This is a genomic window from Gracilibacillus salinarum (assembly GCF_022919575.1).
Classification (GTDB): domain Bacteria; phylum Bacillota; class Bacilli; order Bacillales; family Amphibacillaceae; genus Gracilibacillus; species Gracilibacillus salinarum.
In genome coordinates this window covers 3663317-3682325 of the sequence record NZ_CP095071.1, presented here as the reverse complement: position 1 = coordinate 3682325, position 19009 = coordinate 3663317, and the positions used below count along the sequence as shown (strand labels likewise).

The 19009-nt window shown below is 37.8% G+C and carries 24 protein-coding genes; 7 read left to right on the top strand and 17 right to left on the bottom strand.

Annotation, left to right across the window (positions count from 1 at the left end; genetic code table 11):
- Positions 1–55 precede the first annotated feature (55 nt).
- The 3 genes from MUN87_RS17310 to modA all read right to left on the bottom strand — a co-directional run bounded on the left by MUN87_RS17310 (position 56) and on the right by modA (position 3284).
- The gene (locus MUN87_RS17310) at positions 56–1798 is read right to left on the bottom strand and encodes an adenine deaminase C-terminal domain-containing protein (protein ID WP_244742165.1); all 1743 of its coding nucleotides are present in this window, start codon (positions 1796–1798) and stop codon (positions 56–58) included.
- A 93-nt stretch (positions 1799–1891) separates the two neighbouring features.
- Positions 1892–2542, bottom strand: a complete 651-nt coding sequence (modB, locus tag MUN87_RS17305) for a molybdate ABC transporter permease subunit (RefSeq protein ID WP_244742163.1) — start codon at positions 2540–2542, stop codon at positions 1892–1894.
- The gene (gene modA, locus MUN87_RS17300; RefSeq protein WP_244742160.1) at positions 2517–3284 is read right to left on the bottom strand and encodes a molybdate ABC transporter substrate-binding protein; all 768 of its coding nucleotides are present in this window, start codon (positions 3282–3284) and stop codon (positions 2517–2519) included. The genes modB and modA overlap by 26 nt, the downstream gene beginning before the upstream one ends.
- Before the next feature lie 243 nt (positions 3285–3527).
- Here modA and moaC point away from each other — a divergent pair, with 243 nt between their 5' ends.
- Complete coding sequence (gene moaC, locus MUN87_RS17295) at positions 3528–4013, top strand: cyclic pyranopterin monophosphate synthase MoaC (protein ID WP_244742157.1); 486 nt, start codon at positions 3528–3530, stop codon at positions 4011–4013.
- Positions 4014–4197: 184 nt separating this feature from the next.
- On the opposite strand, the gene MUN87_RS17290 is transcribed toward moaC, so the two are convergent.
- The 5 genes from MUN87_RS17290 to MUN87_RS17270 all read right to left on the bottom strand — a co-directional run bounded on the left by MUN87_RS17290 (position 4198) and on the right by MUN87_RS17270 (position 8828).
- On the bottom strand, positions 4198–4707 hold the full coding sequence (locus tag MUN87_RS17290; RefSeq protein ID WP_244742154.1) for a MogA/MoaB family molybdenum cofactor biosynthesis protein: 510 nt from the start codon (positions 4705–4707) through the stop codon (positions 4198–4200).
- On the bottom strand, positions 4676–6070 hold the full coding sequence (locus tag MUN87_RS17285) for a DUF2252 domain-containing protein (RefSeq protein ID WP_244742151.1): 1395 nt from the start codon (positions 6068–6070) through the stop codon (positions 4676–4678). The genes MUN87_RS17290 and MUN87_RS17285 overlap by 32 nt, the downstream gene beginning before the upstream one ends.
- A 46-nt stretch (positions 6071–6116) precedes the next feature.
- Positions 6117–6977 (bottom strand): hypothetical protein, encoded by an 861-nt coding sequence (locus tag MUN87_RS17280; protein ID WP_244742150.1) that lies wholly within the window; start codon positions 6975–6977, stop codon positions 6117–6119.
- The gene (locus tag MUN87_RS17275; RefSeq protein ID WP_244742147.1) at positions 6958–7896 is read right to left on the bottom strand and encodes a WD40/YVTN/BNR-like repeat-containing protein; all 939 of its coding nucleotides are present in this window, start codon (positions 7894–7896) and stop codon (positions 6958–6960) included. Before MUN87_RS17275 ends, MUN87_RS17280 begins: the two co-directional genes overlap by 20 nt.
- Before the next feature lie 83 nt (positions 7897–7979).
- Positions 7980–8828, bottom strand: a complete 849-nt coding sequence (locus tag MUN87_RS17270; protein ID WP_244742145.1) for a VOC family protein — start codon at positions 8826–8828, stop codon at positions 7980–7982.
- 286 nt (positions 8829–9114) lie between these two features.
- Here MUN87_RS17270 and MUN87_RS17265 point away from each other — a divergent pair, with 286 nt between their 5' ends.
- Positions 9115–10023, top strand: a complete 909-nt coding sequence (locus MUN87_RS17265) for a glycine betaine ABC transporter substrate-binding protein (RefSeq protein ID WP_244742142.1) — start codon at positions 9115–9117, stop codon at positions 10021–10023.
- Between the two features lie 216 nt (positions 10024–10239).
- Here the strand turns inward: MUN87_RS17265 and MUN87_RS17260 are convergent, their stop codons facing one another.
- Genes MUN87_RS17260 through MUN87_RS17245 form a run of 5 tightly spaced genes read right to left on the bottom strand, consistent with a single transcriptional unit; the run spans position 10240 to position 13023 of the window.
- The gene (locus MUN87_RS17260; RefSeq protein ID WP_244747998.1) at positions 10240–10833 is read right to left on the bottom strand and encodes a DUF2441 domain-containing protein; all 594 of its coding nucleotides are present in this window, start codon (positions 10831–10833) and stop codon (positions 10240–10242) included.
- A 14-nt stretch (positions 10834–10847) separates the two neighbouring features.
- Positions 10848–11366, bottom strand: coding sequence for a GrpB family protein (locus tag MUN87_RS17255; RefSeq protein WP_244742140.1), 519 nt, complete (start codon positions 11364–11366; stop codon positions 10848–10850).
- Between the two features lie 42 nt (positions 11367–11408).
- Entirely contained in the window at positions 11409–12062 is a 654-nt protein-coding gene (locus tag MUN87_RS22335; protein ID WP_255840634.1) for a serine hydrolase domain-containing protein, read from the bottom strand.
- Positions 12052–12429, bottom strand: a complete 378-nt coding sequence (locus MUN87_RS22330; protein WP_255840633.1) for a serine hydrolase — start codon at positions 12427–12429, stop codon at positions 12052–12054. The genes MUN87_RS22335 and MUN87_RS22330 overlap by 11 nt, the downstream gene beginning before the upstream one ends.
- Positions 12430–12456: 27 nt before the next feature.
- Complete coding sequence (locus MUN87_RS17245) at positions 12457–13023, bottom strand: nucleotidyltransferase family protein (protein WP_244742138.1); 567 nt, start codon at positions 13021–13023, stop codon at positions 12457–12459.
- Between the two features lie 351 nt (positions 13024–13374).
- Between MUN87_RS17245 and MUN87_RS17240 the strand changes: the two genes are divergently transcribed.
- From MUN87_RS17240 to MUN87_RS17230, 3 genes are all read left to right on the top strand, one after another.
- Complete coding sequence (locus MUN87_RS17240; RefSeq protein WP_244742136.1) at positions 13375–13821, top strand: hypothetical protein; 447 nt, start codon at positions 13375–13377, stop codon at positions 13819–13821.
- Positions 13822–13847: 26 nt separating this feature from the next.
- Entirely contained in the window at positions 13848–14231 is a 384-nt protein-coding gene (locus tag MUN87_RS17235) for an immunoglobulin-like domain-containing protein (protein WP_244742133.1), read from the top strand.
- 140 nt (positions 14232–14371) lie between these two features.
- On the top strand, positions 14372–15262 hold the full coding sequence (locus tag MUN87_RS17230) for a VanW family protein (RefSeq protein WP_244742131.1): 891 nt from the start codon (positions 14372–14374) through the stop codon (positions 15260–15262).
- A 26-nt stretch (positions 15263–15288) separates the two neighbouring features.
- Here the strand turns inward: MUN87_RS17230 and MUN87_RS17225 are convergent, their stop codons facing one another.
- From MUN87_RS17225 to MUN87_RS17210, 4 genes are all read right to left on the bottom strand, one after another.
- The gene (locus MUN87_RS17225; protein WP_244742128.1) at positions 15289–15855 is read right to left on the bottom strand and encodes a hypothetical protein; all 567 of its coding nucleotides are present in this window, start codon (positions 15853–15855) and stop codon (positions 15289–15291) included.
- A 39-nt stretch (positions 15856–15894) separates the two neighbouring features.
- Entirely contained in the window at positions 15895–16266 is a 372-nt protein-coding gene (locus MUN87_RS17220; protein ID WP_244742126.1) for a hypothetical protein, read from the bottom strand.
- 285 nt (positions 16267–16551) lie between these two features.
- A complete protein-coding gene (locus MUN87_RS17215) occupies positions 16552–17058 on the bottom strand; it encodes a GNAT family N-acetyltransferase (RefSeq protein WP_244742124.1) in 507 nt (168 codons plus the stop codon).
- A gap of 41 nt (positions 17059–17099) precedes the next feature.
- Positions 17100–17642 (bottom strand): GNAT family N-acetyltransferase, encoded by a 543-nt coding sequence (locus MUN87_RS17210; RefSeq protein WP_244742122.1) that lies wholly within the window; start codon positions 17640–17642, stop codon positions 17100–17102.
- Positions 17643–17769: 127 nt separating this feature from the next.
- On the opposite strand from MUN87_RS17210, the gene MUN87_RS17205 reads away from it, so the two are divergent.
- Positions 17770–18249 carry a GNAT family N-acetyltransferase gene (locus MUN87_RS17205; RefSeq protein ID WP_244742119.1) on the top strand — a complete coding sequence of 160 codons (480 nt, stop codon included), beginning with the start codon at positions 17770–17772 and terminating at the stop codon, positions 18247–18249.
- A gap of 13 nt (positions 18250–18262) precedes the next feature.
- A complete protein-coding gene (locus tag MUN87_RS17200; RefSeq protein ID WP_244742117.1) occupies positions 18263–18970 on the top strand; it encodes a DUF5694 domain-containing protein in 708 nt (235 codons plus the stop codon).
- The last annotated feature ends 39 nt before the right edge of the window (positions 18971–19009 follow it).

The following is a 19009-nucleotide window of genomic DNA, read 5'->3' as shown; positions in this document are numbered from 1 at the left end:
CCGATTATACTACTATTATTATAGTAAATTATTGACGTTTCGCCAACCTCTTTTGTTAGCGCATGATTGCTGGGAACAGAATCTCTTTCTTTTTGACATCAACAATTCCCATCGGTGTGATACGGACAAAAGGCAAATTCATCGATGACAGAAACAGCAAATTATATGGTGGATCTACATATTGGTAGCCATGATCGATCAGGATTTTCTTTAACATTTTATCCTCTTCAATCAATGAAGACATATCACCATCGTACATCATACCGGCTATATTTAGTCGCAATTCAAAAATAACCTTGCCATCATTGACGAGAACAATTCCACCGCCAATTTCTTTCATTCTATTAAATGCTAACAGTAAGTCTGATTTGCACTTTCCGATCAATACAATATCTCCAGTCAATGAATAGGAACTTGCTAATCCACCTAATGTCTTTGTAAAACCTTTTATAATCGTATTTACTCGCCATTTCCCTTCGCGGTCAGCCAGCATAAGAAACGATTCATCCACTGAGTTCGTAATCTTTTCTGTGTTCGCATCAATACGGATCGGATATGGTTTCATGACGACATCATTCACCATTTTCAAACCTACCGGCATCGAGAACTGCAAGTCACGTTCTGTTAATTGCCAATCCAGCTCCAATTTACCCAAACCGTACTTTTCCCAATCTACATCTATTTCTTGTTTTATCAGCTTTCCATCTCTTTTCAGCCATTTTCCTTTCGCAATCACCGATTCCGGTGTCGCGTTGTCAGAGGCTGACAGGATGTTCAAATGCGCGACCCGTCCTGGTGCGATACCACCGAGACGCTCCTCCAGATGAAATTGCTCCGCCGCATTATACGTTGCCATCATATAAGCTTCTATCTCTGGCACACCATTATCAATTGCGATCTGAACACATTCATTAATTAAGCCATTTTCATAAAAAGCTGGTGTCGCCCCATCGGTTGTCATCGTTAGAAAATCGTAACTGGTGATGCCGAGTTCCTGTAATTCTTTTAACAGCTTCGGTAAATCTGGTCTTACCGAGGAATGTCTGAGTCCAACACGGTATCCCATTGACAAGCGGTTAAAAACTTCTTCCCCTGACAATGCTTCATGATCAGAGCTGGCACCTAACAATTTTAATTTCACTAATGTCTTCTCCGATGCCCCTGGAAAATGGCCTTCCACCGGCTTACGCATCCGTTTCGCTTCCTGCATCCAATACAGGATCCGGTCATCATTACGCATGACCTGAGGCCAGGCTGTCAGTTCCCCACCTTGGACAACTGCATCATGCTGTAACCAGGCATGAACTTCTTCATCTTTGAAGATTTCCTGCTCTTCATTAATTTCTGATTGTGAGTCGAATCTTGCCCACCAATACATCGATACAGGCAATTTCATAAAATCATCAATTAATGAAAACGCTTTCTCTCTATTGGTTAAATAAAGCCAAGGTAAGTTGTCATTCATCAAAGTTGTTGTTCCCGTCTGCCCGGCATGGATTGCTAAATGATAAGGATTATATAATTGGAACGGATGTACATGCGGTTCGATATACCCAGGAACAATAAACTTTCCTGTGCAATCAACCACTTCGATCTGATCTAACTGTTCTGGCAGGTTCGCCCCGACATATACAATTCGATCCTGATAAATCCATATGTTGGCTACTAGCCATTTTCGTAAAAAAACGTTTAAGTAGTATGCGTTTTTTAATATTAGTGTTGGTAGTTCTTTTCCATCAATGACGGCTACTTGTTTGCGAATTTCTTTATTTCGCCATCTATATAAATGATCGTTCATGTGTATCTCCTCTTTTAAATTAGGATTTACTCTATTTTATCATGCATTGATAGCGTTTGCATTGTGATTTGTTTACAAATTTATGACTATTTTTTAGGCAGAATTACGTAAAAATAGTAGCATAACAAAAGAAACGACAATAATCGATAATACCCATCCCCATGCCAGCGCCATTTTGTTCGATTCAAAGGCCACGTAAATTGCCATCGGGACGGTTTGTGTTCGCCCCGGGATATTTCCGGCGAACATTAAGGTAGCACCAAATTCTCCTAATGCTCTAGCAAAGCTGAGCACAACGCCGGAAACCAATGATTTCTTGATAAGCGGCAAAGTAATAAACGAAAATACCTTCCATTCATTGGCTCCATCCACTCTCGCAGCATCTTCTACATGCCGATCCACAAATGATATGCCTGTTTTGACCGATTGATACATTAACGGAAATGCAACGATCACCGCCGCTATTACCGCTGCCCAAATCGTAAAAATGAGTGATTGTCCGAAGAAAAGCTGACTTACTTTTCCTAAAAAACCGTTCTGGCCAAATAACATGATAAGCAAAAAACCGATGACCGTTGGCGGCAATACGATTGGCAATAATAAGAATGTCTCGATCCAGACTTTTCCTCTGAAATTCTTCTTCGCCATCAGCCAGGCAATCGTCATGCCTAAGACGATAACAATGAGTAAGGCGATGAGAGAAACAATCAGTGATAATTTAATTGGCTGAAAAAATGCTGTCATCAACGTCACCATCTACTTCTTCAAATCCGTACTCTTTAAATATATCCATGACTTCTTCCGATTGCAGGAAATCATAAAAAGGTTTTGCTTCTTCTTTTGCATTATGTAACATCGCTACTGGATAAATAATCGGGTCATGCTCCCCTAATGGCAGCTGATCATTAATTTGTACTTTATCGGAAATAAGCGCATCGGTTTGATAGACAACACCAAGATCGGCGTTCTCACTTTCTACATACTGCATGACCTGACGTACATCTTTCGTGAAAACTAACTGCTCGTTTAATCCTTGATAGATACCAAGATCCTCCAGCGATTGTTTAGCATACATGCCTGCTGGTACGGTTTCTGGTGTTCCAAGTGCAATATGATCGACGGTCTTCATATCCGTTACAGGCGCAGTGCTTTCCGGCTGGACCCAGACAAGCTTATTTTGTAGCAATGCTTGGATGCTTTCATCTTCTAGCAGTCCTTCTTCTTTCACTTCCATCAAATGATCAACAGACGCTGAAAAAAAGACATCGACTGGTGCACCTTGAATAATTTGTTTACTAAGTGATCCGGAACCGCCAAGATTCACTGCCACATCGTATTCCGGATTTTCCTCTTCAAAAAGTGCAACTGCTTCATTAATAGCATCTGTCAAAGAAGCTGCCGCTGAGATCGTAATCTCCTTTTTCTCTTCCTGACAAGCCGTTAACACAATCATTGCTACTAACATTAATGGTACAAAACGTTTCATGCTGATTCAGAACCCTTCTTGCTTTTTCCCTTATTATAGCACAGGAAGTATAGTATAATTGAGTAATAGACTGTTGTTAAATTAACAATTCGGACGTGTGTCACTAAAAGAGAACAATTTATTAAATGTAATAGCGATTGATTATTATTCAAGAAATAAGCTTGCTTACAAATAAAGTGAGACTTCAATCAGCGAGGATTAGCGACGTGATAAAAAAATTGACGATACAAGGTTGGTGTTACAATGTCAGACTTCTCTCATATCAATGAACAAGGCAGAGCGAAAATGGTAGACATTACAGATAAAAAAATAACAAGCAGAACCGCCATTGCCCGCTCAAGTATTTTGGTAAATGAAGAAATCTACACAAAAATTACAGATAAGCAGATTGGCAAAGGCGATGTTTTGTCTGTTGCACAAGTAGCAGGAATTATGGCGGCAAAACAAACATCAAACATTATTCCAATGTGCCACCCCTTACCATTAAGCGGAGTGAATATACAGTTTGATTGGGAACAGGAAGAGGATCAATTTGCATTAGTTATTACGGTCGAAGCAAAAACAAAAGGAAGTACCGGTGTGGAAATGGAAGCTTTAACAGCCGCGACGGCTACAGCACTAACCGTTTATGACATGTGTAAAGCAGTAGATAAAGGGATGGTCATCGGACAGACCTATCTGGTTGAGAAAACTGGTGGGAAAAGTGGTGTATATCGAAGAGAGAATTGACATGCTTAAATTATTGGTATCCCGCTCCGTCCAACCAATTCGCGAGCACGGAAGCCTATGTAGCTGAACTACACTAAGCCGGACATGGCACGACATTCTATCAACTAGATTCGTGTTATGTCCGACTCTTCTCTTACGTTACATCTACATACCATTTGAAAACGTGGCATATTGTATAGTTATCTTACAAATCCTTCTTAACTTCCCTCATCACATGCCCCAACTCTGGAATAATCAACCGCTCCATTGCCAGTTTCACAGCACCGGAAGAGCCCGGTGTAGCAAAAACCGCTTTATCACGAACAACACCAGCCGTCGCGCGTGAAAGAATAGCTGCAGAACCAATATCCTCCTGAAAGCTTAGCATTCTAAAAATTTCACCAAAGCCCGGAATCGCCTTATTCATCATTTGTTCCACCACTTCGATCGTGACATCTCTCTTAGCGATTCCTGTGCCACCATTTAACAGTATGGCATCGACATCAGTGTTGTTCAATCCACTCTCGATTGCTTCTCCTATCAAATGTTGCTCATCCTTCACTATCTCATAGGCTGTCACCTGATGCTCGGCTGCTTCCAAATACTTATGCATAAGCTGTCCGCTTTTATCAGACTCAGCTGTGCGAGTATCGCTCACCGTGATGACCTTGCACCTTACCGTCTTAGGAGCTTCTTTTTTGTGTGCTTCGGACATTTTCGTTCCCCTTTGATCGTTGATTAAAATCGTTCTTTAGCCACTCTAAAAACAACTGATAATCTTGCTCAACCTGACGCTTATAAAAACGGGACCATAAGACTAATTCGTGGATAAAGGCATCCTTATCCTGCTCAATTGTTTGATAGATTTCATCCTCACTATGATAATCTAACAGCTCTTCATGAATATCCTGATCCGCTCTGGAATGGATTTTTGCAGCAATTTGCCCCATCGTTTTAACCGATTGCTTGATCGGTTTAAAGCTATCGAGGTGCTTGGGTGAAATATCCTTATCATACGCACAACGTTCTCGCACATAAAACTCATAGTTTCTAACCGTTAAATATCCAAGATAAGCATCCGCTTTATGATGCATCGCTTTTTGCGTAGCCACAACACGTTTCCCCTGATGGCTGTGCTGTTCCCAAAACGTTTCGTGATAAGGGACAAAATAGGACGGAACCGGCGGACGTGCTTCTTTCATTTCGAGAATAATATCATCTTCATTTCCATCATCCGTCGTTCCTTCAATTAAGATAAAATAACGTTTAAGGCCGGTAGAAGCTACGCCTGCACCAGTTTTTTTGACTATATCCTTAATCTGATAATGCGCCTTACCTTTAAATAATTCCGAATCGATCGATTCCATATATTGTGACCAGTTTTCCACAATATCGTTATATTCCCGTTGTGAAACTTCCTGTAACTTCTCTTTTTCACGGTCAAAAACTCGTTTACCTTCGTCATTGAGAGTCGTCTGTTTATGCAATTCATGCGTATCCTGACGTTCCTCTAATTTCTTTAATACTTTTTTGATCGGTCCTTTGGTATGGTCGGTGGTAAAGTAAAGGTCTTTTGGATCCTCTTCACGCTTAGCGAATTTTTTAATCTTTTTTCGGTAAGCTTTCAAAAAGGTAACAACTAATTCATCCCGCTCTTCTTCATCGGTAATGCCTTGCTGTTCTGCCAAGAGACGGATACTTACTACCATACGAAGTAAATCATATAAATAGGAACCAATATACCCTTCATCAAAATCATCGACATCAAAGACAAGGTTGCCTTCTTCATCCTGAAAGCTGCTGAAATTATCGAAGTGCATGTCCCCCATAATCCAAGTCAGCTTATCCTCGTCTGTATGGAAACTGAATGGTATCTTCGTCACATCATAATAAAAAAGGTAGGCAGCTCCTCGATAAAAGCTGTATGGATCCTGTTTCATTTTTGTATATTTTTTTCTGCGATTTGTCTTCGATAGTTGCATTACATAACCGTCAAGCTGCTCTAAAATCGTGTGAAGCGATTGTTTACGCAACAATTGATTTGTTTCCTGGACTTTTGCTTTGATGTTATGTACCATCCAAATCCCTCCTGAAAAGATTTTACTAATAGTTTAACATAGATTGCTAGGATAGTGGTGCTGGACCGCTGAACATTAATTCCACAGGGGGCATCCCTTCCATACTTGCTTCATACAAAATAATGCTGCCGACAGGGGGATCTAGTGTGTTGTCATCATAATGAAAATCTTCTCCTAAACCAATCGTCCATTTCGCTTGACTATTGTCAGAAAATACAAGAGCTAACGTTCCATATTGTTTTGCTTGTTCCCATTCAAAAAATTGACTGGTACCATTGTGGACAATCGTAACACCTTCTGATGTTGCTGACAGTGTGGTTTCTTCCCCTTCCCATTGCCCGCGTATTTGTGCTCCTACATAAGAATAGGACCTGCCATCCTGCCGATCTCCATACGTACCCACAAACTGCCTCACTTGATGACCTATGTCTTTATAAGTAAAAACAGCAATATCATCTGCAATCCACTCTATATTTCCTATCTCTGAAATAGAGCTTTCTAAATCCTCCTTCGGTCTTCCTAAAATGCCGTAATAACTTCGATAATAAGCAGCCGTTCCAGTATCAATATTGTTTTTGACAGAAAAAACCTCCCGTAAATCAGGAGATACATTTGTAATTTGCTGGATATGCTGGTTACTTTCAAACAGCAAATAACCTTGAACTGCAAGAAAAATAACTACTGCACAGCTAACAATGATAAGTGTTTCCTTTTTCTTAAATGTCAATAGGAGATTGATAGATAATGCAAGCACGATCATAATATTAAAAATATAAAACAAGCGGTTATCAATATATTCTGCTTCATAATGGTATTGGACCACAAGACTGCCTATTTGCAGACAAAAAAATCCGACCGCAAACAGCAAAGAAACGATTTGAAGTACTTTAACCCATCTGTTCTTCATGCTCAGGTTCAACCTCCTCTACAAACTCCCAAGTTTGGCCATTATCATAGGATATAAATTTGGCACGAATCAACCCATCTCTGTAATAATCACCATTTGGTCCTTGTTCTATAATTAAGGACAGATGATCCTCTTCTTTAAATGGTACATTTGGCATCACAAAAACACGATCATATTTAGACGGCATCTCAAAGGTTGTTTCTTGCCATGATTCTCCCCCATCATTTGTTACATACATATTAGGTTCCTCCGGATTGATTGTTCCATATGCAATAAAACCGGTATCAGCATCGACAAATCCACTATCCGCAACCAGACTGGTCGTATCTGGCATGTTTGTCGGTTGCCAAGTGTTCCCTTGATCAGCAGATATATATACAGCAGCACCTTCTTGTGACATTGTTCTGTCAAAACTCATAATGGCATACCAAAACGTATCACTTTGAAACCCAACTTTGCGATAACGAATATGAGGGATTTTATCGGTAATCACACTTTCTTGCCATGTAGAGCCCTGATCTATTGAATAAACTAATTTAGTAGCTTCCGCATCAAATAAGAATGTTGCATATTGCTCCGTTAACAAATAACTGTCTTCAATAAGTTCCTGTTGATTCCCATTATACTCCCCGGCAAACAGATACTCTTTTTCAACAGGTACCTCCTCCCATTCATTCCCGCCATCATATGTAATTTGCAGTTTATCATTCTGCAAGCTGTAACCAATTTTTTCACTTACATAAATTCCTCTTAATGGCTCACTTTCAGAAATTTCAGGTACAGACTTTTGTTGTTGCTGTTGGGATAACTTCAATTCAGCATCAAGAGTAAGTAACTGTTCCCGATCTTGATAAAAAATAGTAGCGATTATTATGATAGAAATTATAAAAACACTCGAAATTAGACTAATGTATTTCATGTACTCTCCCCTCTCACGCTATCATTATACATTATTTTCCGGTTCATAAAAAACTACTTCCCAAATAATGAGAAGTAGTTTTTTTAATGGCTAAGAATAATGATATTCCCAGAAGGATCCACAGTACTAGTCTTTCCTTCCTTTTGTTCAACAATTGCTCCAATCGCACGCAGTTGTTTCACCACATCCTCAACAGCTTCCTGGTCCGCATAGGTTAAGGTGAAATGCTTCAAACCTGCACTTTTTTCTGCTGGTGGCGGAGCACCGATGCCATTCCATGTATTTAATCCGATATGATGATGGTACTTACCTTTTGATATAAACAACGCTTGATTGCCAAATTGAGTGACCGTTTCAAATCCTAATCCTTCTTCATAGAAATGCTTTGTTCTTGGGATATCCGCAACATGAAGGTGGATATGGCCCATCACTGTCTGCTCCGGTAATCCTTGCCACGCATCTCTGTTTCCTTCTTGCAGGAGGTCCTCAAAATCCAATGGATCTACCGTCATATTTATGTGTTCGCCGTTCCAGGTCCATGTCGAAGGATCACGGTCCTGATACACTTCAATGCCATTCCCATCCGGGTCAGAAAAGTATAATGCTTCGCTCACTAAATGATCAGATGCACCCAGTTGTAAACCAACATCAACGGTATGATAGACAAAATTGGCAAGATCTTTTCTACTTGGCAAAAGAATGGCGAAATGATAGAGCCCGGTTGTGCGCTCTTGCTTTGGCAGTGCACCTTCTGGTTTCTCTACTGTTAATATGCTAGTTGTGCCATCTGCCGTTAATTCTGCAGATGTTGCTGTCTTCCTAAGTACCTTGAATCCAACGATATCCTGATAAAAAGCGATTGATCTATTTATATTTTCTACTTTAATGGTTATATTACTGACATAGGTAATCGGTTTTTGGTGAAATTTCATATTTTATCTCCTTTAACTTACTTTGTGTAAGTTATTTTACTTTAGTAAGTAATTTGTGTCAAATAGCTCATAATGAATTAAAAAGTGCCGAAATTTCAAATGAAAATCTAATACGTGAACAAGAACGGTTTAAATGAGCTCTCTTAAGCTTATTTGCTAGTTGCAAATAAACTTTAAAAAGCTTTAAAATTTTACTTTATGCGGAAATTGTTATGATTAATTTTCATTACTGAAAGTTATATTATCTTTTCCCATCAAGAAAATAACATAAGGAGGAATATGCAAAATGAAGAATTACAAAAAATTAATAGGATTAATGATTATTGTCACCTTCATCCTTGTTGCAGCTGGGTGTGGACAAGAGGATTCAAATACGAATGATGAAGAAGGAACGGAAAGTGTTGGTGAAGCAGTTGAATATACGATTACCGGGATTGAAGCTGGTGCCGGTATTACAGAAGCAACCAAAAATGCACTTTCTGAATATGAAAACCTTTCTGGCTGGGAGCAAGAAACCTCCTCAACAGCAGCTATGATAACAGAATTAGGAGAAGCCATCGACAATGAAGAGCCAATTATTGTTGCTGGATGGTCTCCACACTATAAATTTGCACAATATGATTTGAAATACTTAGAAGATCCTAAAGGCGTGTACGGAGAAGCAGAAAATATTAATACCATTGCCAGAAAAGGTTTAGAAGAAGATATGCCAGGGGCTTATACTATTCTAGATAGATTTAAATGGGGAGTGGAAGACTCCGAAGCATTCTTACTTGAATCCTTAGAATCAGAATTTGAAGAAGTAGCTCAACAATGGGTCGATGAGCATCAAGAAGACGTTGCAGAATGGACAGAAGGGGTAGAGCAAGTAGATGGTACTGAACTTGAAATTGCGCTAGCTCCATGGGATTCAGAACGTGCACCTGCAAACATTTTGAAAATCGTCTTAGAACAACATGGTTTTAACGTTACACTTACAACTGTTGATCCTGCTGTTATGTTTGAGGCAATCGCTTCAGGTGACGCGGATGCTTCTCCATCTGCATGGTTACCAATCACACACTCTGCTTTTTACGAAGATTATAAAGAAGATATAGTAGATCTTGGACCAAACTTAGAAGGGGCTAAGACAGGGCTGGTTGTACCATCTTATATGGAGATCGATTCGATTGAAGATCTGAAGGCTGCTGAGTAAAACGAATTATTAGTGGAAAGGCCCTTCATCAGGATGTAATTGCTGATGAAGGGCTTTTTTAGATCTAGGCGAGTGTTTTTAGATATATTCTTATAGACGGTTTTATTAGATATTTGAAAACCTTATCCATATGAGCTAATAAGCCATTAGATATCGGCATTCAACTAACATCAACCGGAAGTATCATCATTCATTTTCCATCAATTCTATTACGAATTAACCGGTATAATCATTAATAATTTCTACGACTTCTATTTTTCCACTTATCAAAAGTTCCGGTAGTTGATTCTTCTTATTACCTTGCCAGTAATCCCTGGCCTGTGCTATTTTCGTATGAAAGTAAGCCCCATCTTCCTTAGGTAAAAGGGAGCCATCTCCTTCAAAATAATTTCCATTAACTCTCCGTTTCACAATTTGATATACGTTTCGCTTATATGAGTCAAAGATCGCTTTCCATTTCAAAACATCTTCATATGTTTTTGATGCGTATAAACAAGATAACCTTGAAGGAAGCTGAGGATATTCTTGCAGTCTAACCATCTCTGCTATTACCTCTCTAATTGTTCTTACTGTTTGACTAGCATATTTAACAACAACTTCTGCCTCTTCACCATCAATCTTTAATTCGCTATCCTTATAAGACCTGTACAAAATCCTGAAAAAATCTTCACCGTTAGCATTCCTTTGCTCTTTTTCGAAAAAGAAGCTGTATAATGTATACTTTTGATTCTTGTCAAAATTAATTATCTGACCTACATTCATTTTTTTGCGAGTTACGATATGATAAGCATAACATTCATTCTTGGTCACAGGACTGTCTCTCATCAATCACTTCTCCTTTTCGCTTTCAATATAACTCGTTTAATAAACGGCTCTTTCATCTTCGTATAAACTAGCCGGTCAAACTTATACTTTTCTGCCAGCTCTTCTTTTAATAGCTCATATTCTTTTGTTACCACAGGATGTTGCATGAGATGATCACGAAACAATAACTTCTCTTCCCATTCCTTGCTGTTGTATTCACAAATATGCAGGTGGCAAGTCCCTTTTCCCCAGAAACCCTTCCGAAAAAATTTCCTATCCTTCCATTCAGGTTTGGGAACATACTCAAACTCTATTTCGTCTAATTCACTAATAAAACCATGAACCTCGTCGAGATCTTGAACCCCTGCCATAATATCTATAATCGGCTTTGCCTTTAGTCCCTGGATCGAAGTACTTCCGATGTGTTCAATTCCAATCATTTTATCACCAAGTGCAGCAGTAATCCTTTTTTTCTCATATTCAAATAGATTGGTCCATTCTGGATTATACGGATGTAGTGTAACAATGGATTTATTCATATTTTATTATCACCTTCATGCATTCCTTTTTATCATGTATCATTATTTTTCTAAACAACTCATTATTGTATCTCCGAACGATCTAACATCTGATAAATAATCGTAGCCCTCAGGTGACCCAAAACTATTAAACATACGAACCGCAACTAAATCCTCATTTGGAATTACTAACAATGTAACACCTGTATAACCAAGGATTTGGAATGATCCCTTAGGTACTTTCTCCCCTATTTCAGACCTTGCAGCAGGTAAATCCTTCACAAACCAGAGAAATCCATTCTGTGGTCGATTAACATCTTCCGCAGTCGGACTTTGGAGGGAAGTCGCCATTTTGATCATTTTCTCAGGTACATATTGTTTATCATTTATTTTTCCATTCTTTAAGTGTAAATAACCCCAATAGGCTAACTCCTTGGCTGAAACATACATATTTGTTTTTTCTCCTGATGTATCTTTATTGATTTTCCAATGATCTTCCTCGTCACTTGGTTCGATAACCTCTATTAATTTTTCTTGTTTATCAGCATACCAATCGGATTCCGAGAAACCTAAAGGATGAAAGACTTGATTATGTAAAATGTCTGAGATTGTCTGTTTCGTTGTTCGTTTTACTATTTCGATTAAAGCATTAATGCCAATCTGTCTATATATCCAGGCGTCACCTGCTGGCTTTTCCCTATATACTCTATTTTCCATTTGATGCAGACCATGAGTATGTGTTAGTAAATGTCTGATTTTGGTGTTTTTCCATGTATCCTTCTATCTCAGGTACATATTTTATTACTGGATCATCAATACTTTCAATATAACCAGAATGAACAGCATACGCTACCGCGAAACCAATATAGCTTTTCCTTACAGATGCTACATGAAATTGTGTATCTTGCTGGACTAGCCTTGCATTCATTTGTTTTGAATGCTTTCCTATATATTCTTCTAACACAACAGAATCATGATGGATAACATAGGTTGCTGCTCCAGAACAATCAACTTGTTTAAAAGTATGATAAACATGACGTAACAAAGGCGAGAAATCATGTTTACTTTTACCGTTAGCTATCATCCCCGCTCCTCCTACTATTTTCTATTCTCAATCGACACCAAAAATCTTCAATCGTCTCCACGTTTCATCCCATTTCTTGTTAAATATGCGGTCTCGATAGATTTCCATTCGTTCAGATGACCCCTTGAAAAAAGGTGTCGGTTTCACTTCTAAATGAAGAACATCATAAATTCCACAAGGAGCAGTTAATATGACTTTGTCATGATCATCTAATGTAAGGCCTAAAGCTGTTGCAGATTCGGGAAATTTAGAAATGGCATCAATCGATGAGGAGTAAGGAGACGTGTTGTTTTTCAAATGCATTCTTGCTTGATTCTTTACAGACCATGGCAAATCGGGAATGATGGCACTAAGTTTTTCTTCTAGTTTCTTTTCCACCAATTCTTCAGTGTTTGTCGGATCAAAATAAATAACGTCAATATCAGAGAGAGGCGTTCGCTCATTGCACCCGTGTAGCATGTCCCATATTTTGGAACGGACAAATCCTGCACATATCCACCAATCTGGTAAATGGAAAGACTTTGCCGCCTTTAATACTTCCAACATCCATTTATCTTCATGAATGAATTTAATAATTTGTTCTTCAGTCCACATTGTTGGTTACCTTTCTGTTAATTCTGGTTTACTTTTTTGCAGTAGTTCAACCAGAATAATTAATAGTTCCATCATAGCATATTATTCCATAATTTTACTCCAGAAATTAAAAATCCTTTGCAACTAAATTTTATACCATGTTGAATTATTGGTAATATAAGTTAAAATAAGCTTATCGCAAAAATTATGTAATGATGGAGTATAGAGGAGCTTTTATATTAAAATGCATATGAGACGAAAAGAAATTACTTTGCGAATACGTTGTTTTTATTACAATATCTTTTTCGATGCACTAATTGAATTTGCTTCTAAAGCATCAAATACCTATGCCCCAGAAAAGGAGAAATTAACATGCATTATCATTTCATTGCCCAAAAGAAATGGAAAAAGGAAGGTATATCTACATTAGTTTTTCTTTGTATCGTTGTTATCGGATTTATCTTTATGTTATTAGATGTAAATATACAAGGCACCACATTATGGCTTTCGACCATTTTTATTAGTTTGATTATTTTATTTGGCGTTTATAAGTCGTATTATTATCTTACCTTGCCGAGAAGAAATTACCTGATCATGAATGACGATCATGTATCCATTTATCGCGGTCCTGTTCTTTCCAGGAAATTGGTTTCGTTTGATCAGGTCGATCGTGTTGTACAAATTAACACAGTTATTTTATTCAAGCTGGAAAATGGTAAAGAGGAGCAAATTTTCACTGATTTTTTATCGGAAGAAGATACAGTAGAGATAAAAGAACAGCTCAAAAAGAAATTTGGACCAAAAGCAATTGCGTTTTAAAAATAGTTTAACCAAGGGTGTTAAAAATGATATTAAAAAATTCACTGGGTACACTCTGCTTACTATTACTGCTTGCAGGATGCAATCATGGCTTAACAGAAAACCTATCCACATCAGAGTATGGTGAACTGAAAAAAAATAATGCTGTAAAAATGACAGTGGCTCAAAACAAATACACCTCAAACCAAAAGGAAATCTCATTTAAAATTTTAAATAATAGTGACTCATCCATCACTTTTGGTGCGCCATATCAACTGGAGACATATGTCAATGATGCTTGGTATAAAATCCCTTTCAAAAATAATCAGGACTGGATGATGATAGGAATTGTACTGCAGCCAAATGAATCCTATGAACAAAGGTTAATCAACTTGATTTTGAACTGTCTTCTGGTCAATATCGAATTGTAAAAGTGATTAATGAAGGATTAATCGTATCTGCAGAATTTGTGATCGAATAATAAAGATCACTATTTTCAAGCTGCGTATTTGCAAATCATTACATGAAATCTCGCCTCTTAGTCATACTAAAAGCAGGAGGCTTGTTTATAATGAAAATGACTTTTTTAATGATTATCTTTCTCTTTTCTAATCCTGTTATGGTTTCAAATGACATCATCATTACGTATAAAGGAAAGTCTGTTTCAACTATCAACAAGGCAGATCTGATGGTTCCTTTTCTTGATGATCCTGTACTTGATCAAGACAAATTCTCAGAAATGATCGAACAACTGGAACAAAATATATATCAAAGCCCTGTAGATGCAACCATTAATGATAACGGCGCCATCGTTTCTGGCGAAGTCGGCTATAAATTGGACCGTACAAAATTTAAAGAAATGTTTTTGAGCCATTTTTATCAAGATACCCCAGCAAATCTAGAAGTTCCTCTTGTCGAAGTGCAACCGGCTGTAGATGAGCAATTATTGTCAAAAATTCGCAAACAGAAAATCGGACAATATATAACGTATTTTAACTCCAACAAAAAAGAGCGGGCACATAATATCATGTTAGCAGCAGAAGCCATTAACAATCATGTCATCTTTCCTGGCGGGACTTTTTCATTTAACAATGTGGTCGGAAAAAGAACGAAAGAAAGAGGTTATCTTCCTGCGCCTGAGATTGTCAAAGGAGAATTAACACAAGGCATTGGCGGAGGAATTTGCCAAGTATCTTCCACGTTATATAATGCCATTGACCGTGCTGGAGTACAAGTACTGGAACGTTATTCACACAGCAAGAAAGTCCCTTATGTACCACCAGGACGTGACGCTACAGTGAGCTGGTATGGTCCTGACTTTACATTCATGAACAATTATAACCAGCCGCTCCTCATTCGCTCAAAGAAAATCGGAGGCAGCATATATGTGGAAGTTTTCACTTCTGAAACGGTAGAGATTTCACCTCGTAATGTTCCTAGCGTCAGGGATATGATTAATTAAAGAAGAATCGAATTCGCTTGTCCATTTTAAATAATCGTTTTTTCTACCTGATGGACAAGCTCGTCAAGTTTGGTGTAGAAATGCTCGATTGGAATAACAGCGAAATATGGAGAATACTGATTTTTTATGGACATGCATTCATCGTACAATAAGCTAATTCTTAATCTTTTTTGCGGTATGATTCCTTTATCTGCTAAAGAATTTGCTAAATCCGTATACAATGACTGTCCGAATTCATCGACTGCTCTTTCTATTGTGAACCTGCCGGCAAAGCTATTCCACCAAACCTTAAATGAATCGTAAATATGGAAGAATGCAGCATAATCCTTAATCAAATGTTGCCTGAACAAATCTTTTTCTTCCCAAAATATCCGTGTATCCATTACATGATCCTCGGTGATCCTCTGTTGTACCTTATCCCATATCTTTTGAAATTGTTCTTCAAAGTCTGTTTCAAATGCCACTTCGCAGGTAGTATAAGGAAATTTTTGGTCTTCTCTGGGAAAATGGTGATTAAGATACATGTTTTGTATGTATAACAAAAAATTTAATGAATAAGAAGCATCTGACTCTATTACAAATGTGTTATTCATATTCTCCTCCTATTTTAAAGCTATTTTTTTCAGCAACCACTACTCCGCCCACTTATCAGGCACTTTCACCAAAAGATATTCTCCTGTCCAATTTTGTGTCGTTACAATAATGGTTTCGGCATCTTTCACGAAAAAATAGCCACTTCCGTCCTGTTTTTGAAAATTCCATCCTTTGTTTCCCAGCATCTCTTTAAAAACACCTTCACTCCCTGCTCCAGTCTCTGTAATAAACCAATCTGCTTTTTCTTCTTCGGTTATTTTTACTATATTTGCTGTTGAATGCTCCATTATATCCAATACTTCTTTTTTACTAATGGAATCAATCGGCATTGCTGGATAATATAATTGCTCAAACGCGACAAACATTAAAACCAGAAACGTTAAAACTGCGATCCATAATCGTTTTCTCATTTATAAAAATGCCGCCTTCCTTTTTCCATGATTAGTTGAATCCATTAACGTAAAATGTATTGAACTATGTTCCTGTTGGTGTTTGGTTATAATGCATTGCTACGTCCTGGATTGCATCCTATTTAGCAATTGAAGATAATTGGAGAGATTTCCTGGTGGTGACGTCTCATGCGGTAATGAGCATTTTATCGAATCAACATTGTTTTTCACAATTTCGTTTGTGATAACGACTGCTATCCAGACGATCAGAATGAGAAAGCAGAGAATGGCTTCCTAACGTAACGATCATGTATCTTGAACAGCCACTTGTATAATATGCTCCCGGCCATTTTTTACAAAACTTTTGAGCTTTTTCATCCCTATTTTTTCTGCCACTCGTTGTGACGGGAAATTATCAATCGTTGTGTACGAATAGACTGACTGGTATTTTAATGTATCAAAAGCATATGTTTTGCAGGCAAGCGCAGCCTCTGTGGCATATCCTTGATTGGCATATTCCTTTATAATATGAAACCCTATTTCGGGGACTAATTCATTCTCAACCTCTTGCATGGTAATGCCACAGTCCCCTATACATTGACCAGTTGTTTTTAATACAACCGCCCATAATCCATGATGATATTCCTGGTAATTTTCTATGTTCCAGCTGATCCAATTCTTCACTTTCTCCGGGCTGAACGGCTCTGGATAATATCGCATTGACTCTGGATCGGAAAGTACCTTCGATAACTGATCGGCATCCTCGAACTTTAATTCTCTTATATACAGTCGTTCTGTTTCGATGATAATCATTGTTTCACCTTACTTTTCAGAGGAATTGGTACACTTACATTTTAACATATACTTCCATTACGGTTAATATACTTTTCCATTCGGATGTCACGCCACATTTCACCTTGCCAGAAAGTAAAATTATCGATAAAGCCAATTTCTTCATAACCTAGTTTCTTATATAATTTTCTAGCATGCTTATTAAATGCAAAAACTCCTAACTCTACACGCTTCAATCCATGTCGTCTCACTTCATTTTCTATCTGACGGATAGCCTGATAGCCAACACCTTTTCCTCGAGCTTCTGATTCACCTATGGTAATGCCTAGCATCACACTTCCCTGTTCGTGCTTATAGAGATAATGCGGGTCAACCGCATAATTGATCTCACCAACCAGCTGGTCCTCAAGGTAAATTAAATAGACGTGTTGTTTTTCCAGTCGTTGCTTTACTTTTTCAATTGTCACCTGCTCGCGTTTGTTTAACTCTTCCTCATTCCGATTACGACGTACCAGCGGGATTAATTGACCATCATTTTCCCAGCGATTCATGACCTCTACAATAGATGCAGTCGGTTGTTCTAGTTTCTCAATTTTTATATTCATGTTGTTCTCCTATCTATTCCTCAATTCTCCTCATTGTATCTATTTTATCATAACGCAGATACAAGGAATTGGTGGAAAAATGTAGAATATATATAATAGACAGATTTTAGAAAGGTTGCGAAATAATATGTGTATAACAATTAGAAAAGCAATCCCTCAAGATATTGCAGCCATACAAAAGGTTGCTTCGATTAGCTGGCATGAAACATATGACGGACTTATCCCTGAAACTATTCAGGATAAATTTTTAGACAATGCCTATTCTGACGTATCCATGCAAAGACGCGTGGAACAGACCATTCTTTTCGTTGCAGAAGTAAATGAAGAAATCATGGGATTCGCAAATGCCTTCACAAACGAAAACCATGCAGAACTGGGGGCGATTTATTTATATAAAGATATGCATGGTAAAGGAGTTGGCACAAAGCTTCTTACTGCCATTTTAAAAGAAATAAAGACTTGTTCAGAATTATATGTTGAGGTGGAAAAAGGAAACACAGTCGGCGAATCGTTTTATACAGCCAGGGGATTTACTGTGGTAAAAGAGTATGAAGATGTATTATATGGTCATCCACTTCAGACAAAACAAATGGTTTTAACATTGTAAAGGAGGCCGTGATATGAGTGGAAAGCGACCTGAAGTATGTATACTTGGAACGTTTCATATGAGAAATAACGAAGCATTATTGTCAGATCGCAGACAAGCAGAAATGGTAGAGGTTATCTCAAAGATCAGTACATTTAAACCGACAAAAATAGCTGTCGAAATGGAAGTAGATCAGCATGAATTATTAAATCAAAAATATAAACAATTTTTATCTGGTAATTTCAGATTGGAGCTGAGCGAGATATATCAAATAGGTTTTCGTGCTGCATTCGAATCTGAACTTAAAGCAATTCATCCTATTGATTGGATGGGAACACCATCTGCTAGTTTTGGTGATATACAAAAATGGTTAGAAGAACATCAGCCAGCATTATACAATGAATTATTCGATGACTTTACAGTACCCAATTTATCGGATGAAAAATCTTTATTAGATTACTACAAGGAATTAAATGAGTCTTCATGGCTTGATTATTTACATTCATTTTACGTGAACACTGCCCGAATCGGAGATTTCAATCACTATGTCGGCATTGAATGGCTGAGTTGGTGGTATAAACGAAATTTAATTATCTTTTCAAATTTATCCCGGTTAATCCAATCGAATGATAAGCGAATTTTACTAATCATAGGTTGCTCTCATAATACGATAATTCAAAATTTTCTTGATGAGAGCGGAACTTGTGATGTAGTGGATGCGATGACCTTGCTCGAAAAATAATTATAACTATTAAGTTATACGAATTGTTATTTGGTCAAC

Bases quoted from the DNA above. Each gene is read 5' to 3' on its own strand.
- MUN87_RS17310 (WP_244742165.1), bottom strand. From the start codon at position 1,798: ATGAACGATCATTTATATAGATGGCGAAATAAAGAAATTCGCAAACAA.
- modB (WP_244742163.1), bottom strand. From the start codon at position 2,542: ATGACAGCATTTTTTCAGCCAATTAAATTATCACTGATTGTTTCTCTC.
- modA (WP_244742160.1), bottom strand. From the start codon at position 3,284: ATGAAACGTTTTGTACCATTAATGTTAGTAGCAATGATTGTGTTAACG.
- moaC (WP_244742157.1), top strand. From the start codon at position 3,528: ATGTCAGACTTCTCTCATATCAATGAACAAGGCAGAGCGAAAATGGTA.
- MUN87_RS17290 (WP_244742154.1), bottom strand. From the start codon at position 4,707: ATGTCCGAAGCACACAAAAAAGAAGCTCCTAAGACGGTAAGGTGCAAG.
- MUN87_RS17285 (WP_244742151.1), bottom strand. From the start codon at position 6,070: ATGGTACATAACATCAAAGCAAAAGTCCAGGAAACAAATCAATTGTTG.
- MUN87_RS17280 (WP_244742150.1), bottom strand. From the start codon at position 6,977: ATGAAGAACAGATGGGTTAAAGTACTTCAAATCGTTTCTTTGCTGTTT.
- MUN87_RS17275 (WP_244742147.1), bottom strand. From the start codon at position 7,896: ATGAAATACATTAGTCTAATTTCGAGTGTTTTTATAATTTCTATCATA.
- MUN87_RS17270 (WP_244742145.1), bottom strand. From the start codon at position 8,828: ATGAAATTTCACCAAAAACCGATTACCTATGTCAGTAATATAACCATT.
- MUN87_RS17265 (WP_244742142.1), top strand. From the start codon at position 9,115: ATGAAGAATTACAAAAAATTAATAGGATTAATGATTATTGTCACCTTC.
- MUN87_RS17255 (WP_244742140.1), bottom strand. From the start codon at position 11,366: ATGAATAAATCCATTGTTACACTACATCCGTATAATCCAGAATGGACC.
- MUN87_RS22335 (WP_255840634.1), bottom strand. From the start codon at position 12,062: ATGGAAAATAGAGTATATAGGGAAAAGCCAGCAGGTGACGCCTGGATA.
- MUN87_RS22330 (WP_255840633.1), bottom strand. From the start codon at position 12,429: ATGATAGCTAACGGTAAAAGTAAACATGATTTCTCGCCTTTGTTACGT.
- MUN87_RS17245 (WP_244742138.1), bottom strand. From the start codon at position 13,023: ATGTGGACTGAAGAACAAATTATTAAATTCATTCATGAAGATAAATGG.
- MUN87_RS17240 (WP_244742136.1), top strand. From the start codon at position 13,375: ATGCATTATCATTTCATTGCCCAAAAGAAATGGAAAAAGGAAGGTATA.
- MUN87_RS17235 (WP_244742133.1), top strand. From the start codon at position 13,848: ATGATATTAAAAAATTCACTGGGTACACTCTGCTTACTATTACTGCTT.
- MUN87_RS17230 (WP_244742131.1), top strand. From the start codon at position 14,372: ATGAAAATGACTTTTTTAATGATTATCTTTCTCTTTTCTAATCCTGTT.
- MUN87_RS17225 (WP_244742128.1), bottom strand. From the start codon at position 15,855: ATGAATAACACATTTGTAATAGAGTCAGATGCTTCTTATTCATTAAAT.
- MUN87_RS17220 (WP_244742126.1), bottom strand. From the start codon at position 16,266: ATGAGAAAACGATTATGGATCGCAGTTTTAACGTTTCTGGTTTTAATG.
- MUN87_RS17215 (WP_244742124.1), bottom strand. From the start codon at position 17,058: ATGATTATCATCGAAACAGAACGACTGTATATAAGAGAATTAAAGTTC.
- MUN87_RS17210 (WP_244742122.1), bottom strand. From the start codon at position 17,642: ATGAATATAAAAATTGAGAAACTAGAACAACCGACTGCATCTATTGTA.
- MUN87_RS17205 (WP_244742119.1), top strand. From the start codon at position 17,770: ATGTGTATAACAATTAGAAAAGCAATCCCTCAAGATATTGCAGCCATA.
- MUN87_RS17200 (WP_244742117.1), top strand. From the start codon at position 18,263: ATGAGTGGAAAGCGACCTGAAGTATGTATACTTGGAACGTTTCATATG.